Below are 13,631 nucleotides of genomic sequence, written 5' to 3'. Positions count from 1 at the left end.
CCGATAACGGTGTTGCCGCAACGGTAAGCGGCGGGGCGGGGGATGCCTACCCCCGATCGTATGGTCTAGACAAATTCGAAAACAGGGTGGTCTGGACAAGCTGAAAAACGCAGACCAGCCGGGCACGAGGCGCCGTGCCCGGCTGGTCCGGGGGTCAAGCTACGGGTGCGGTTGCTGCTTTAGCAGGCTCCGCTGTCGGTCCAGACGGCCCAGGAACCGGGCGCACCCGGCTCAGCGCCGACGGAGTACCACGACGAGGTCCACTTGTGGCTCTTGTACGAAACCACGTCGCCCGGGCCGTAGAACTTGTTCGCGTCCCACGCCGTCACGCCGCCGCAGCCGCCCGGGTTGCCGGAGCCCACGGTGAGCGTGAAGTCTGCGGTGTGGGTGGCGTTCGCGCCGGTGGCGGTGATCGTGACCTTGCTGGTGCCGTTGGCGGTGCTGGCCGTGGTGGCGATGGTCAGCGTCGCGGTGCCGCCGGACTGCACGGTCGCCGGGTTGAACGTCGCGGTGGCTCCCGAGGGCAGGCCGCTCGCGGTCAGCTTCACCGACTGCGCGTTGCCGTTGGTGATCTTGGTGGTCACCGTCGAAGTGGCCGACTGTCCAGGCTGGACGGTCGCGGTCGAGGGCGACAGGCTGACCGAGAAGTCGTTGCCCGCGGGCGGGTTGCCGGTGCAGGTGGCCTCACCGGAGACCGCGCCGACCGAAACCGCGTCCCACGCCGCCTTGGTGGCGTTGAACTCGGTGCAGCTGCCCGGGAACAGGTCGACCGCCGCCTGCAGGGTGGCCTTGCGGGCCGCCTTGTGGTTCCAGGACGAGGTCTTGTGCAGCAGGCCGTTGTAGAAGATCTTGCCTGCCTTCTGGATGCCGATGCCGGTGATGCTGCTGTTGTTGCAGGTCGGGCTCGTCGGCTGGCCGTCGGTGGGCGAGGTGCCCTCCGACAGCAGGTAGAACCAGTGGTTCTGCGGGCCCGCGGCGGCGTGCACCTCGGTGCTCGGGATCGACGACGAGTAGCAGTTCGGGTCGCCCTCGCGGCTCGGGTCGTACATGTAGCGGATCGGGCCGTTGCCGACCAGGTTCACGCCCTCGCCGACGGTGAAGTCCGGGGTGTCGACCGGGTTGTTCGCGTAGAACTCGGTCAGCGCGCCGAAAATGTCGCCGGTGGACTCGTTGAGCCCGCCGTTCTCGTTGCCCGAGCCCGCGCCGCCCGGCGTGTTCTGGAAAATGCCGTGCCCGAACTCGTGGCCGGCCACGTCCATCGACGTCGCCTGGCGCTGGTTGTCCTGCGAGTGCCCGAAGTGGGTGGACGAACCGTCCCAGTAGGCGTTGACGTCGTTCAGGCCGACCGAGGCCGGGAAACCGTTGCCGTTGCCGTCGATGCCGCTGCGGCCCAGCCAGTCCTTGAGCATGTTCCACTCGGTCTGCACCGTGAAGAGCACGTCGACGCAGCCGGTTTCGAGGTCCGTGCCCTGCCCGTTGCCCCAGCTGTTGCTGGACTTGGTGAACACCGAACCGCCCTCGCGGCCGCAGCTGATGCCCGGCCGGTTCGGGTCGCGCATCGAGTACGAGCCGCCGGAGCCGCTGGTGTCGATGTTGACCTGGCCGACGTAGTAGCTGTTGCCGTTGCCCGCCGCGGCGGGGGCCGCGGCGTTCGCGCCGGACTTCGCCGGGCTCTCGGCCTTCACGTCGTCGCGCTGGTCGAGGACCTTGCCGGTGGCGGCGTCGACGAAGACGTGCAGGTTGCTCGGCGCCTTCGCGGTGCGGCCCTTGACGACGACCTCGTAGGCCAGTTTCGGCTGTGCGCCACCGAGAACGACCAGATCAGGCTTGCTCACCGCGCTCACCGTCGGCAGCTGGGCGCGGGCGACCGAAGCCGCGCGACCCGCGTCGACAGTGGGAGTGGTGCCCACGGTGATGGCCGCGCCCTCGGCGGAGTCGGTGCCGCGCACGCGGCCCGTTCCGTCGGCGACGATCACCGCATCCCCGCCGACGACCCGCAGGCCGTCGTAGGTGCGCTCGTAGGAGTTGTAATACAACCCGGCGTCGCCCAAGGTGGTGCTGACGCGGTGCAGGCTTTCGGCCGAGCTCTTGCGGAGCGCGGTCGCGCCGGCGGCGGCCCGGTCGGCGGCCGCGATCGCGGTGGCCTGCGGGTCTGCGGAAGGTTGGGCGGGGGCCGCGGATGCCGGGGTCACCGGCAGCGCGAGCAGGGAAAGGGCGAGACCGGCGACACTTGCGATGCCGGTGGCGAGCCCTCTTCTGGACGTCATCGACAGTCCTTTCGGGGTACACGATGGGGAAAAGCGCAACGCGTTGAGCTGGGCTGATCAGGCCGCGGACACCGTGAGTAAAAAAGCGCTCACGGGGGTGGTCAATGCGCTGAACGGACCAGCGGGACCCCGGGCGCGATCAGGACTATTCCCCGCAAGCGGCCTCGTAGCAGGGAAAACACCGATTCGGGACGGGCCGGGCGACTTTCGTAGGTAGTTGCTGACAACCGGCCGTTGGTAGCAGGACCGGAACCCGCTGGTGGTCCGCTTTTCCGCCGTTCAGCCGCGGGCAACCGACCCGTCACGCTCTGGTGCCGACGCGGGCGCCCGCGGCGGCCGATCGGCCCGTAGGCTTGGCTGGTGAGCGAACAGTCTGAATTTCCCGACGGCCAGTACCCCGAACGTCCGGTGGAGCGGCACAAGGGCCCGGTGGTGCTCCGGCGCGATCGGCGCGATCAGGGCAGCACGACCGATCAGCGGCTGCTCGACTCGCGGGGTCCGAGCGACTGGGTGCACACCGACCCGTGGCGCGTGCTGCGCATCCAGGCCGAGTTCGTCGAGGGGTTCGGCGCGCTCGCCGAGGTTCCGCGCGCGGTGACCGTGTTCGGTTCGGCGCGCACCAAACGCGACAACCCGGAGTACGAACTGGGCCGCAAGATCGGAGCCGCGCTCGCCGAGGCTGGGTTCGCGGTGATGACCGGCGGCGGCCCGGGCGCGATGGAAGCGGTGAACCGCGGCGCGAACGAGGCTGGCGGGTTCTCTGTCGGGCTGGGTATCGAGCTGCCCTTCGAGCAGGGCCTGAACCCGTGGGTCGACCTCGGCGTGAACTTCCGCTATTTCTTCGCGCGCAAGACCATGTTCGTCAAGTACTCGCAGGCGTTCATCTGCCTTCCCGGCGGATTCGGCACGCTCGACGAACTGTTCGAGGCGCTCACCCTGGTCCAGACCAAGAAGGTCACGAAGTTCCCGGTCGTGCTGTTCGGCACCGAATACTGGGGCGGGCTGTACGACTGGATCGAGAAATCCGTTCTGGGCAGCGGGAAAATCGGCGAGAAGGATCTCGCTCTGCTGCACTTGACCGACGACATCGACGACGCGGTGCGGGTTGTGCAGGATTCCTATCAGGCTTGGGAGGACACGCACTGATGCGGATTTGTGTGTTCTGCGGTTCGGCGCAGGGATTTTCGCCGGAGTACGCCGAGGCGGCGGCCGGTGTCGGGAAACTGCTGGCGCAGCGGGGAATCGGCCTCGTCTACGGCGGCGCGAGCGTCGGCACCATGGGCGTGGTGGCCAACGCCGCGCTCGCCGCGGGCGGCGAAGTGCTCGGTGTGATCCCGGAAGTGCTGTCGGATGTGGAAATCGCGCACGGCGGGCTCACCGAATTGCACGTGGTCGCCGACATGCACCAGCGCAAGGCGAAAATGGCCGCGCTGTCGGACGCGTTCGTCGCCCTGCCCGGCGGCGTCGGCACCCTCGAGGAATTGTTCGAGGTGTGGACCTGGGCGCAGCTCGGCATTCACCGCAAGCCGATCGGCTTGCTCGACGTGGCCGGGTATTACTCGCCGCTGGTGGCGTTCGCCGATCAGATGGTGGAAAAGGGATTCCTGCGGCCGGAAACCCGGCAGCTGATCACCGTCGCCGCCGACGCGGAAAAGCTGGTCGACATCATGAGCCGCTCGGCCGGATAAGGCGGCTACGACGCTTTTTCGTCCGGCCGCTTGTGGTAGGTGTCGACGTATTCCTGCCCGGACAGTTCGAGGATCGCGTACATGATCTCGTCGGTCACCGACCGGCGGATCGCCGAGGACGAGTCCTGGCCCTCGTACCGCGAGAAGTCCAGCGGTTCGCCGAACCGGACCCGGATCTTGGCGAGCCGCGGGATTTTCGCGCCGTTCGGCTGGATGCCCTCGGTGCCGAACAACGCCACCGGGACCACCTTGGCCCCGGTGGACAGCGCGAGCGCGGCGACGCCGGTGTGCCCGCGGTGCAGCCGTCCGTCGAGCGAGCGGGTGCCCTCGGGGTAGATCGCGAACACGCCGCCGTCGGTGAGCACCTTGCGGCCCGCCTCGAGCGCGGCGAGCCCGGCCTGGGCGTTGCCGCGTTCGACCGGGACGTAGCCGAGCGCGTCGAGCGATTTCGCGATGAACCGGCCCTTGAGCCCCTTGCCGGTGAAGTACTCGGCCTTGCCGAGGAACCGGACCTGCCGCGGGGTAGTGAACGTGATCACACCGGTGTCGAGCGCCGCCCGGTGGTTGGAGGCGAGCAGCACCGGGCCGTCCTCGGGGATGTTCTCCACGCCCTCGACCTGAGGCCGGTAGAGCGCGCGGACCAGCGGTCCGAGCACGAAACGGACGAGCAGCGGCAGCAAGGGTTCTCCCTCCGGAGGATCGGGCACCGGCTCCAGCATGGCACGATCGCCTCCATGAGCTGGTTTCACCGTCGCACCTGGCAGGAGCCGGGGTGGAGCGCCGAGGACATCCTCGCCGCCAAACGCGGCCGGACCGTGTCGGTCGTGCTCCCGGCGCTGGACGAGGAGGAAACGGTCGCCGCGGTGGTCGCGTCGGTGCGCCCGCTGCTCGGCGGGGTCGTCGACGAGCTGGTGGTGGTCGATTCCGGTTCGACGGACGCGACGGCCGAGGTCGCCGCGGCCGCCGGCGCGCGCGTGGTGCGCCGTGAGGACGTCGTGCCGGAGCTGCCCCCGCGTCCCGGCAAGGGCGAGGTGCTGTGGCGCTCCCTCGCCGCGACGACCGGCGACGTGGTGGTCTTCCTCGACTCCGACCTGGTCGACCCGGACCCGGCGTTCGTGCCGTCACTGCTCGGCCCGCTGCTCACCGAGGACGGCGTACACCTGGTGAAGGGCTTCTACCGCCGCCCGCTGCGACTGGAAAGCACCGGCGGTGGCCGGGTCACCGAACTGCTGGCGCGGCCAGTGCTGTCCGCGCTGCGCCCGACGCTGGGGGAACTGGTGCAGCCGCTGGGCGGCGAGTACGCGGGCACGCGCGAGTTTCTGGAGTCGGTGCCGTTCGCCGGGGGGTACGGCGTGGAGATCGGCCTGCTCCTTGACGCCGAAGAACGTTACGGCCTCGACGGGCTGGCGCAGGTCAACCTCGGGGTGCGCAAACACCGCAACCGGTCGCTGCTGCAGCTTGGCGTGATGGCCCGGCAAATCCTCGGCACCGCACTGGCCCGCTGCGGAATGCCGAGCGCGGAGGCGGCACGGTTCACGCAGTTCGTCCAGGTGTCCGGGGAGTGGGTGCCGGATGTGACGGAGGTGCCGGTGGTGGATCGGCCGCCGATGCGGGACGTGCTGGCCGCTCGGCAGTCTTAATGTCCACATAGGACGTGATCGGGCGCGGTTTCCGAAGCATGGTCGGTGACGACGAGCTGGGAGGACGTCCCGACCGCGAACTCCGATGGACGCACCGATCCAGCTCACCCGTGCGCGGTGAGCGCGGCGCGCTGTGGTGCTAGCCGCCCGTCTTCGAGGGTGATGATCTGGTCGAATCCGGCGACGTGCTCGGGCCGGTGCGTTACCAGCACGACGGTTCCCCGTGCTTGAGCGAGAACCCGGGCCAGTACTTCGTCGCCGTGTGCGGGGTCGAGACCTTCCACCGGTTCGTCGAGGACCAGGACCGGCGGTGCGGCGAGTACGGCGCGCGCGAGGATCAGCCGTTGCCGCTGGCCGCCGGAGAGGGCGTCGCCGTCCTGGCCGGTGTCTCGGTCCAACGGGAGGTCGAAGCCCGCGGTTTCGCAGGCGGCGCGCAGCTCGTCGTCGGAGGCTTCGGGCTTGGCGATCAGCAGGTTGTCGCGGACGGTGGTGGCGAAGACGTGTGCGTCGGCGAGGGCTCCGGAGATGACGGCGGGATGCGGTCCTTCCAGCGACCTGCCGTCGACGGTGATCGAGCCGGACGTCGGAGAGACGAAGCCGAGCAGGACGTGCAGCAGGGTGGTTTTTCCGGCGCCGGACGGACCGAGGATGCCCAGCCGGGTGCCGGGCGGCAGGTCGAGATCGATGCCTTCAAGTGCGGCTCGGCGGCCGGGATGGCGGACACTGACGTTGGTCAGCCGGAAATGCCCTGGCCCAGGGGTCGGTTCCGGGATGGGTTCCGGTGCGGCGAGGACGGCGCGTACCCGGCTCAGCGCAGCCCGAATTTCGGGGATCCGTTCAGCGGCGGGGAGCAGTGGCAGGACCAGTTCGAACAGCGCCATCGTGGTCAGGGTGAGGGCGGCGGTGACCGGGATGCTCGCCGGGCTGAGCAGCGCGACCGCGCCGGTGGTCGCGAATTGCACGGCTACTCCGGCGGTGGTGACCAGGGCGAGGCGGCGGCCCGAGCGGCGGGATTCTTCCGCTAGCTCTTCGATGACTGCGGTGGCGCGGTCCTTTTCTCGTTGTTCCCAGCCGTAGGCGATCAGTTCACGGCGGCCGAGGACGAGTTCGACGGTGCGCTCGGCAAGCTCCCTCCGTTCGCCAGGAGTTCCTCGGGGAATGAGCAGAAGTCCCGTCGCGATGAGTCCGATGAGGACGATCACGGCGAGCGGAAGGCTTACCAGACCGGCGAAAATCACCACGGCTAGACCGACGGTGCCCGCGACGACGCCCGGTAGCGCGAGCCGGAGGATGGCGTCCTGCACTGCGTCCACATCGGACACCAGGCGCGTCACCAAATCCGCACCCGAGTGTTCGGCGACGCGGCGAGGGAGAAGCGCCTGATACACCCGGGTCCGCAGGGATCCGAGGTAGCGGAGGACAACGTCATGTCCGGCAAGACGTTCGGCGTAACGGAGTCCGCCGCGGGCCAGTGCGAAGACCCGGACGGCGACGATCGCGAGGGTGAGTGCGGCCAGCGGGGGTTGTTCGGCGGCGCGCAGGAGCAGCCAGGCCGCGGTGCCGGTCAACCCGAGTCCGGCGAGTTCGGCGCCGACGGCGAGCAGGGTCGCGCGGACGAGTTTCATACAGTCACCCCATGCTTGAGTTCAACCGTTCGCGACGCGAGGGCGGCCAGCGCCGGTCGGTGCGCGACCAGGACCGCGGTGCGGCCGGGCAGTAATTCCTTCGCTCCGGCGAGCACTGTCGCTTCCGTGCGTGCGTCGAGGCGGGCGGTGGGTTCGTCGAGCAGGACGAGTCCTGCGTCGGTGCGGGACAAGGCGCGGGCCAGGCCGACGCGTTGCCGTTGCCCGGCGGACAATCCGGCACCCAATTCGCCGATCTGCGTCGCGTAGCCGTCGGCGAGGTCGGTGACAATGTCGTCGACCGGATGTCCGCCGGTGTTTTCCTGGAGGGTGCCGCGGAAGAGCGTCGGGCGTTGCGGCAGCCACGCGGTGTCGCGCAACCAGGACGAGTGGTCGAGGGCACGCAGGTCGACGCCGTCGATGAGGACCCGGCCGGAGGTCGGCGTGACGAATCCCAGCAGTACTGCGAGCAAAGTGGATTTGCCGGAGCCGCTCGGCCCGACCAGGGCGAGGTGTTCACCCGGGCGAATCGTTAAGTCTACTTCGGACAGCGCGCAGGTTTCGCCGTAACGCACGGATACACGCTCGAAAATAACCTCCGGTGGGCCCAGTCGACGTGTTTGCGTACCGGAGCGGCGGACCGCGATGGGCGCGGCCAGGATTTCTTTCAGCGCGGTGAGTCCTTCGGCGGCGGCGTGGAATTTCGCTCCGGCGGCGCGCAGCGGCAGGTATGCCTCGGGGGCGAGAACGAGGATCAGCATCGCGGTGTGTGCGGTCATCGAACCGGACAACAGCCGGAATCCGATCGGTACCGCGACGAGCGCGATCGACAGTGTGGCGACGATTTCCAGCACCAGCGCGGACAGGAAGGCCACCTTCAGCGTCCGGATGGTGGCGTCGGCGTGCGCGTCCGCCATCTCGCGCACGATGCGAGTCTGGGCTTGCGCGCGGCCGAACAGTTTGAGTGTGGGCAGGCCGCGGACCACGTCGAGGAAGTGGCCGCCCAGTCGAGTCAGAAGTGTCCACTGTGTACGTGCTTTCGTATGTGCGCCGATCAACGCGCCGAAGAGCGGGATCAACGGAACGGTCGCGGTGACGAGCAAAGCGGACGTCAGGTCGGCGGTGAAAAGCCTTGCCAGTACCGCGATCGGGACCACCGCGGACAGCACCATCGCGGGCAAGTAGCCGGTGAGATAGGCAGCGGTGGCGTCGACGCCCTTGGTGATCCGGGTGGCGGTCACGCCGGGGTCGCCGGTCGCGTCGAGCAGCCTGCGGCGCAGTCCTGCCTGTGCCGAGGCCGCGAAGCGACTAGTGAGCAGGCCTTGGCCGACGGCGAGCAGAAGCCGTGCCCCGACGGCGACGCACAGCGCGACCGAGACGCCGCCGCCGGTGAGCAAGGTCGCCAGCCCGTCGGCCTGGACGAGCACGGCGACTGCGGTGATGGCGCCCAGCACGGCAAGCGCCGTGAGATAGCCGCGAAGGCCAGGGAGAGCGGGCATGGCTAGACCTCTTTCAGAAATGCAGCAACGACTTCTCGTCAACCGGACGTCGATGTGCCCGCCAGGTCAGCCATTGCACGACGATGAGGACGAGAAGCGCGGGCGTGGCGAACCACCCGAGCACCGCCGCCGTATCCGGCGTGGTCGCGGCCTGGTCGACCGTCAGCTGGTAACCGGTGGTGGACGAGAGGACGACCGGGAAGCGCAGCACGCCGACCAGCAAAGCCGGGCAGGCGCTCAGAAGCATGGCGGCAGGCAGTGTCAAACGCGGCCGATCGAGTCCGAAAAGGACGGTCAAGTAAGCCGCGAAGGCAAGCGCGGTGACTGCTAACGCGGCCCAGGATCCGCCGGAGAAAGCTCCCCAAACCGTCGCTACCACCAAGAAAACCCCGACCGGAAGCAGGAACGACCGAGTCAGCCGCCGAACCCGGCCAGCGATCTCCGCCGGACCGCGTACGGTGAGGAAAACTAGTCCCTGCAAGCAGAACAGTGCGACAAACCCGAGTCCCCACAGCACCGCGTACGGATTGAACAACGCCAGGACGTCGTCGACCGGACGTCCTTGCGCGTCGAGCGGAAGCCCGCGCACGAGGTTGCCGAGGAACAACCCCCACGAGACCGCCGTGACCAGCGCGCCCGCGGTGATGGCGAAGGTCCACCCGCGCCGCTTCCCCTCGGGATGCCTGCTCCGCAGCTGCACCGCCGCGGTGAACGTGACCAACCCCAGCAGCAAGAGCACGACCAGCACGTAAGCCCCGGCGAACACCCGCCCTTCCAGATGCGGGAACGCGCCGAACAGCACGCCGACCGCCGCGACCAGCCACACCTCGTTGGCCAGGAAGAACGGACCGACCGCGCCGAGCACCCGCCGTTGCCCGGCCTCGTCGCGAGAGAGCGCGGGCAGCAGCATCCCCACGCCGTAGTCGTAGCCCGCCAACGCGAAGTAGCCGCCCAGCAGCACACCGAGCACACCCCACCAGATCGTCACCACGGGTCACACTCCACTCAGGACCGGAAGTTCGGCTTCCACCGCCGCGACTGCCGGACCGCGTTTGGCGATCCGGGCAAGCAGCACCCAATCCGCGATGGCCAGCACGGCGAACAACAGCGTGAAAGCGATGAAGGAAAACAAGATCTGCCCGCCGCTGACGTGGGCGACCGCGTCCGCGGTGCGCAGCTTGCCCCACACCAGCCACGGCTGACGGCCGATTTCGCGGACCAGCCAGCCCAGGATCGCCGCGACGAACGGCACGGCGATTCCCGGCACCATCAGGAAGAGCACCGGCCGCGCCCGCAGCAGCAGGTCGCGGAACAACAGCAGCGTGCCGATCAGCGCCGCGAAGAAAGCGAAGAAGCCGACCATGATCATCAACCCCAGCGGCAGCCCGACCGCGCTCTTGAACTTGTCCGGCTGATACCCGGCCACCTCGGCGAACTGCGCGAACCCGGCCTGCACCACCAGCACGCTGCCGAGCAACGACGTCACGACACCGATCCGCAGCGACCGGCGGAAGAAGTCGATCTCGCTGGTGCGCTTGAGAAAGTGGTACGCACTGACCCCGGTCACGAAGAACCCGCCGGTCAGCAGCGCGGCCCCGATGACGTGCGGCAGCGAAGCGACCAGCGCCGGGTTGGTGAACAACGCACCGAAGTCGTCCAGCCGAAGCACTCCGTTCTCCATCCGCGAACCCACCGGGTTTTGCAGGAAGGAGTTGGCGACCATGATGAACAGCGCGGAGGCGTACGCGGTCAGCGTGACCAGCCACAGCACGGCCAGGTGCAGCCACTTGTTCATCCGCCCGCGGCCGAAGATCCACAATCCGAGGAACGTCGATTCCAGGAAGAACGCCACCAGCGTCTCGATCGCGAGCGGCGCGCCGAAAACGTCCCCGGCGAACGCGGACAGCCCGGTCCAGGTCATCCCGAACTGGAATTCCATCACGATTCCGGTGACGATTCCGAGCGCGTAGTTGACCACGTACAACCGCCCCCAGAACGCGGTCATCCGGTGCGGCTGCTCGCCGCCGCGCAGCGTCGCGCGGGTCTGCATGATCGCCACCATGGTCACCAAACCCAAGGTGAGCAGCACGAACAGGAAGTGGAACGAGGTGGTAGTCGCGAACTGGAGTCTCGCGATCGGCAGTGGGTCCATGCCGACAGAGCTTATAGGTAGCGCGGCTACATGTAGCGGAAGAACCTATGAGATCAGGGTGATCTCAGGGTTTTCCCCGGACGGTTCCGGAGGTCGCGGACATTAGCCTGGCGAGGTCAAGATGAGTAGACTGCCCACCTATGAAAGCGGATACGTTGCGCGGACACCTCGACGCGTTGCTGCTGGCCGTCCTCGACGGCCGGAAGCTGCACGGCTACGCGATCATCGAGGCACTGGCGCTGCGCAGCGACGGAGCGCTCGACCTGCCCACCGGCACGGTGTACCCGGCGTTGCGCCGGCTCGAGCGCGCCGGCTGGCTGGCCAGTGAATGGGACGTGGTGTCCGGCCGCAAACGGCGCACCTACCGGCTCACTCGCGCCGGTCAGCAAGCACTGGCCGCGGAACGGGCACAGTGGCGGGAGTTCACCACGGTGATCGGCGGAGTGCTGGAATCATGACCACGACAAGCCAGGCCAGGACGAGTCCCATTGAGAGGTACCTGGCCGAACTGGACCGCGCGCTGGTCGGCCGCCGCGGCGCGAAGGCGGATCTGCTCGCCGAGGCACACGACGGTCTGCGAGACGCGGCCGAGGCGTACCGCGAGGGCGGCTGGAGCGAGACCGAAGCGCAGCGCCGCGCGATAGCGGATTTCGGTCAGGTCCGCGAGATCGCCGACGACTACCAAGCGGAACTGAGCCTGCACAACGGCGTACGCACGCTGTGGCTGCTCGTGCTGGGGGTCCCCGCGATGGAGACGTCGTGGCAGCTGGCGCGCATCTTCACCTACGGCGCCTGGTCGCGGCTGACCACGCCGAACCCCGGCTGGTACCTGTACGTCACGCAGTTCACCCACGCCGCGATTTACGCCGTGCCGGTGCTCGGGCTCCTGGCGTTGCTGGGCACGCGCTGGCTGAGCCGCCGGTTCGACGGCGTGCGCACCGCGCGGATCAGCAGGGCACTCGGCGCGATCGGGGTCGGCCTCAACCTGTTCTCCGTGCTGCTGCTGATCGGAGCGACCGGAGCGGTCGACGCGGCGCGGCTGTTCCTCAGCGGGCCGTGCGGGCTGCTCATGGTCGCGTGGGTGGTTCTCTCCTTCCGACTTGTCGTGCTAGCGCGACGTTCCTGGCGACGGTGTGCCACGATCGTCGCGTGACGACCGCGCTGATCTACCTCGTAGTCATGCTGCTGGTGGCCGCCGTGGTGTTCCTCCTGGCCGCTGTGGTGTTCGGCCGGGGCGAGGAACTGGCGCCGCTGCCGCCGGGCAGCTCGCCCACCCGTCTGCCCGCCGAGGACATCACCGGCGAGGACGTCCGCCAGGTGCGCTTCCAGCTGGTGTTCCGCGGCTACAAGATGTCCGAAGTGGACTGGGTGCTGCGCAGGACCGGCGTGGAACTGGACGAACTGCGCGAACGGGTCGCCCGGCTCGAGGCCGCGCTGCAGCCGCGCGAAGGCGCGCACCGGAGGCAGTCGGGTGAGTGACCTGGTGCTGTCGGTCGACGTCGCGGCACCGGCTGGCACGACCTGGCTCGCGCTCACCGACTGGGCGAGGCAAGGCGAGTGGATGCTCGGCACGTCGGTGCGAGTCATCGAGGGCAACGGCCGCAGCGTCGGCTCGAAGCTGGCGGCCTTCACCGGCTTCGGCGGCATCGGTTTCACCGACACCATGGAGATCACCACCTGGGAACCGCCCCTGCGCTGCACGGTGCGCCATCTGGGCAGCCTGGTGCAGGGAACCGGGGTGTTCCAGGTGCTGTCCAAGGGAGCCGGACACTGCACATTCGTCTGGGCCGAGCACCTCAAACTGCCGTTCGGCCTCCTCGGCCGCGCGGGCTGGCCACTGGCGCGCCCGGCGTTCGCCCTGGGGGTACGGCATTCGCTGCGGCAGTTCGCGAGGTTCGCGGAAAACTATTCAATGGGGGAACAATGACGGAACTGCTGGGCGAGGACGGCATCGCCCGCTGCACCTGGGGCAACTCGGCCCCGGACTACGCCGCGTACCACGACGAGGAGTGGGGCGTCCCGCTCCACGGCGAAGCGGAGTTGTACGAACGGCTGTGCCTGGAATCCTTCCAGTCCGGCCTGTCCTGGATCACCATCCTGCGCAAACGCGAAAACTTCCGAAAAGCCTTCCGCGGCTTCGCTCCCGAGAAGGTCGCCCGCTTCGGCGAGAAGGACGTCGAACGCTTGATGCAAGACGCCGGAATCGTCCGCAACCGCGCGAAAATCGAAGCAGCGATCAAGAACGCCCGCGCAGTGGCCAACCTGGACCTCCCCCTGGACAAACTCCTGTGGTCCTTCGCCCCGGAGAAACATCGACGCCCCCGCACCATGGCCGACGTCCCCGCGATCACCGACGAATCAAAAGCCATGGCAAAAGACCTGAAAAAACGCGGCTTCGCCTTCCTAGGCCCCACCACCTGCTACGCCCTCATGCAAGCCACCGGCATGGTCGACGACCACGTAACGGGCTGCTTCCGCGCAGCCTGATCCGAGTGAGGGCCACCCTCACAGCCGCAGATTCCCTCAGGGTTCCCCTCACGCCCCGCGCCGCACCAATGTGGCATTGGGTGCATCCCACGCACCTAATGCCACTTCGGGGCGCTAGCCCCAATCCCTAAAACCGCCACCGCCCCGCCCAACCGGCCCACGCAGCCACTCCCCGCCCTGCACCCCGATACGAAGCCTTCCCTGCGGTTCGGGGGGGGGGGGGGGGGGGGGGGGTGGCGCCTGTCCACGACGCACCGAACGCCCACCCCACCCACC

General features: G+C 68.5%; 14 protein-coding genes. 8 read left to right on the top strand and 6 right to left on the bottom strand.

Features of this window, described 5'->3' with window-relative positions; all coding sequences use genetic code 11:
* Positions 1-179: 179 nt before the first annotated feature.
* Positions 180-2,267 (bottom strand): M4 family metallopeptidase, encoded by a 2,088-nt coding sequence (locus ACZ63D_RS07765; protein ID WP_465353473.1) that lies wholly within the window; start codon positions 2,265-2,267, stop codon positions 180-182.
* A 360-nt stretch (positions 2,268-2,627) separates the two neighbouring features.
* On the opposite strand from ACZ63D_RS07765, the gene ACZ63D_RS07760 reads away from it, so the two are divergent.
* Both ACZ63D_RS07760 and ACZ63D_RS07755 read left to right on the top strand, forming a co-directional pair.
* Complete coding sequence (locus tag ACZ63D_RS07760) at positions 2,628-3,413, top strand: LOG family protein (protein WP_465353472.1); 786 nt, start codon at positions 2,628-2,630, stop codon at positions 3,411-3,413.
* Entirely contained in the window at positions 3,413-3,955 is a 543-nt protein-coding gene (locus ACZ63D_RS07755; protein ID WP_465353471.1) for an LOG family protein, read from the top strand. Before ACZ63D_RS07760 ends, ACZ63D_RS07755 begins: the two co-directional genes overlap by 1 nt.
* A gap of 5 nt (positions 3,956-3,960) precedes the next feature.
* Here ACZ63D_RS07755 and ACZ63D_RS07750 read toward each other — a convergent pair whose 3' ends face one another.
* Positions 3,961-4,635 (bottom strand): lysophospholipid acyltransferase family protein, encoded by a 675-nt coding sequence (locus ACZ63D_RS07750; RefSeq protein WP_465353724.1) that lies wholly within the window; start codon positions 4,633-4,635, stop codon positions 3,961-3,963.
* 54 nt (positions 4,636-4,689) lie between these two features.
* Here ACZ63D_RS07750 and ACZ63D_RS07745 point away from each other — a divergent pair, with 54 nt between their 5' ends.
* Positions 4,690-5,595 carry a glucosyl-3-phosphoglycerate synthase gene (locus ACZ63D_RS07745; RefSeq protein ID WP_465353470.1) on the top strand — a complete coding sequence of 302 codons (906 nt, stop codon included), beginning with the start codon at positions 4,690-4,692 and terminating at the stop codon, positions 5,593-5,595.
* Positions 5,596-5,699: 104 nt separating this feature from the next.
* On the opposite strand, the gene cydC is transcribed toward ACZ63D_RS07745, so the two are convergent.
* Genes cydC through ACZ63D_RS07725 form a run of 4 tightly spaced genes read right to left on the bottom strand, consistent with a single transcriptional unit; the run spans position 5,700 to position 10,868 of the window.
* On the bottom strand, positions 5,700-7,220 hold the full coding sequence (gene cydC, locus ACZ63D_RS07740; RefSeq protein ID WP_465353469.1) for a thiol reductant ABC exporter subunit CydC: 1,521 nt from the start codon (positions 7,218-7,220) through the stop codon (positions 5,700-5,702).
* Complete coding sequence (cydD, locus tag ACZ63D_RS07735; RefSeq protein WP_465353468.1) at positions 7,217-8,716, bottom strand: thiol reductant ABC exporter subunit CydD; 1,500 nt, start codon at positions 8,714-8,716, stop codon at positions 7,217-7,219. Before cydD ends, cydC begins: the two co-directional genes overlap by 4 nt.
* Before the next feature lie 13 nt (positions 8,717-8,729).
* Positions 8,730-9,707 carry a cytochrome d ubiquinol oxidase subunit II gene (gene cydB / locus ACZ63D_RS07730; RefSeq protein ID WP_465353467.1) on the bottom strand — a complete coding sequence of 326 codons (978 nt, stop codon included), beginning with the start codon at positions 9,705-9,707 and terminating at the stop codon, positions 8,730-8,732.
* Positions 9,708-9,710: 3 nt separating this feature from the next.
* A complete protein-coding gene (locus ACZ63D_RS07725; RefSeq protein ID WP_465353466.1) occupies positions 9,711-10,868 on the bottom strand; it encodes a cytochrome ubiquinol oxidase subunit I in 1,158 nt (385 codons plus the stop codon).
* Positions 10,869-11,008: 140 nt separating this feature from the next.
* Here ACZ63D_RS07725 and ACZ63D_RS07720 point away from each other — a divergent pair, with 140 nt between their 5' ends.
* Genes ACZ63D_RS07720 through ACZ63D_RS07700 form a run of 5 tightly spaced genes read left to right on the top strand, consistent with a single transcriptional unit; the run spans position 11,009 to position 13,355 of the window.
* Positions 11,009-11,326, top strand: coding sequence for a helix-turn-helix transcriptional regulator (locus ACZ63D_RS07720; protein ID WP_465353465.1), 318 nt, complete (start codon positions 11,009-11,011; stop codon positions 11,324-11,326).
* Entirely contained in the window at positions 11,323-12,021 is a 699-nt protein-coding gene (locus tag ACZ63D_RS07715; protein WP_465353464.1) for a permease prefix domain 1-containing protein, read from the top strand. Before ACZ63D_RS07720 ends, ACZ63D_RS07715 begins: the two co-directional genes overlap by 4 nt.
* Positions 12,018-12,347, top strand: a complete 330-nt coding sequence (locus ACZ63D_RS07710; RefSeq protein ID WP_465353463.1) for a DivIVA domain-containing protein — start codon at positions 12,018-12,020, stop codon at positions 12,345-12,347. The genes ACZ63D_RS07715 and ACZ63D_RS07710 overlap by 4 nt, the downstream gene beginning before the upstream one ends.
* Positions 12,340-12,795, top strand: a complete 456-nt coding sequence (locus ACZ63D_RS07705) for an SRPBCC family protein (RefSeq protein WP_465353462.1) — start codon at positions 12,340-12,342, stop codon at positions 12,793-12,795. Before ACZ63D_RS07710 ends, ACZ63D_RS07705 begins: the two co-directional genes overlap by 8 nt.
* Entirely contained in the window at positions 12,792-13,355 is a 564-nt protein-coding gene (locus ACZ63D_RS07700; RefSeq protein WP_465353461.1) for a DNA-3-methyladenine glycosylase I, read from the top strand. Before ACZ63D_RS07705 ends, ACZ63D_RS07700 begins: the two co-directional genes overlap by 4 nt.
* Positions 13,356-13,631: the final 276 nt, after the last annotated feature.

The sequence above is a fragment of the Amycolatopsis sp. NPDC104775 genome, from assembly GCF_055583325.1.
Note: the sequence above shows the minus strand (reverse complement) of the source record. Positions and strands in the feature narration are given on the sequence as shown.

Excerpts from the sequence above, each read along its gene's own strand:
- ACZ63D_RS07765 (WP_465353473.1), bottom strand. The coding sequence starts at position 2,267 with ATGACGTCCAGAAGAGGGCTCGCCACCGGCATCGCAAGTGTCGCCGGT.
- ACZ63D_RS07745 (WP_465353470.1), top strand. The coding sequence starts at position 4,690 with ATGAGCTGGTTTCACCGTCGCACCTGGCAGGAGCCGGGGTGGAGCGCC.
- ACZ63D_RS07755 (WP_465353471.1), top strand. The coding sequence starts at position 3,413 with ATGCGGATTTGTGTGTTCTGCGGTTCGGCGCAGGGATTTTCGCCGGAG.
- ACZ63D_RS07715 (WP_465353464.1), top strand. The coding sequence starts at position 11,323 with ATGACCACGACAAGCCAGGCCAGGACGAGTCCCATTGAGAGGTACCTG.
- cydD (WP_465353468.1), bottom strand. The coding sequence starts at position 8,716 with ATGCCCGCTCTCCCTGGCCTTCGCGGCTATCTCACGGCGCTTGCCGTG.
- cydC (WP_465353469.1), bottom strand. The coding sequence starts at position 7,220 with ATGAAACTCGTCCGCGCGACCCTGCTCGCCGTCGGCGCCGAACTCGCC.
- ACZ63D_RS07700 (WP_465353461.1), top strand. The coding sequence starts at position 12,792 with ATGACGGAACTGCTGGGCGAGGACGGCATCGCCCGCTGCACCTGGGGC.
- ACZ63D_RS07720 (WP_465353465.1), top strand. The coding sequence starts at position 11,009 with ATGAAAGCGGATACGTTGCGCGGACACCTCGACGCGTTGCTGCTGGCC.
- ACZ63D_RS07725 (WP_465353466.1), bottom strand. The coding sequence starts at position 10,868 with ATGGACCCACTGCCGATCGCGAGACTCCAGTTCGCGACTACCACCTCG.